This window comes from Acinetobacter uliginosus (genome assembly GCF_044130295.1).
Classification (GTDB): Bacteria; Pseudomonadota; Gammaproteobacteria; order Pseudomonadales; family Moraxellaceae; genus Acinetobacter.
The window spans coordinates 1-458 of record NZ_JBIQOC010000126.1 but is presented as its reverse complement, the minus strand read 5'-3'; the positions used below and the strand labels follow the sequence as shown (position 1 = coordinate 458).

2 protein-coding genes are annotated in these 458 nt (G+C 44.8%); both read left to right on the top strand.

What is annotated here, in order from left to right:
* On the top strand, nucleotides 1–324 hold a 324-nt coding region (locus ACE01T_RS16625; RefSeq protein ID WP_395519710.1), incomplete at its 5' end, for a transposase.
* On the top strand, nucleotides 267–458 hold a 192-nt coding region (gene tnpB / locus ACE01T_RS16620; protein ID WP_395519709.1), incomplete at its 3' end, for an IS66 family insertion sequence element accessory protein TnpB. The genes ACE01T_RS16625 and tnpB, both read left to right, overlap by 58 nt.

The following is a 458-nucleotide window of genomic DNA, read 5'->3' as shown; positions in this document are numbered from 1 at the left end:
AAAGAATTCAAACTCAGTATTGTCAATGCCTGCAAAAATCCTAATACCTCGATCGCTTCGGTCGCACTGCAACATAGTATTAATGCCAACCTTGTCAGTCGTTGGATCAGGATCTTCAGCCATCATGATGGTGCCGTGCAGGATCCTACTCATGTGAATCCAGCATTTATTGCTTTGCCTTACACTGCTGCAATCAGCCAACCTATGGATGAGAGGATCACGTTGTGTATCACCGTGCCTCATACGAATAATGATATTCAGCTAAAATGGCAGACATCAGAAATACCTGCCTTGGCAGAATTACTCAAGGCACTTGCAACATGATCCGCATTGATGAAATCTGGTTATCTACTCAGCCCATGGACATGCGTGCGGGTATGGATACGGCCATGGCGCAGATTATGAAAGCCTTTGGCTCAATCAAACCGCATTGTGCTTACCTGTTCTGTAATAAACGT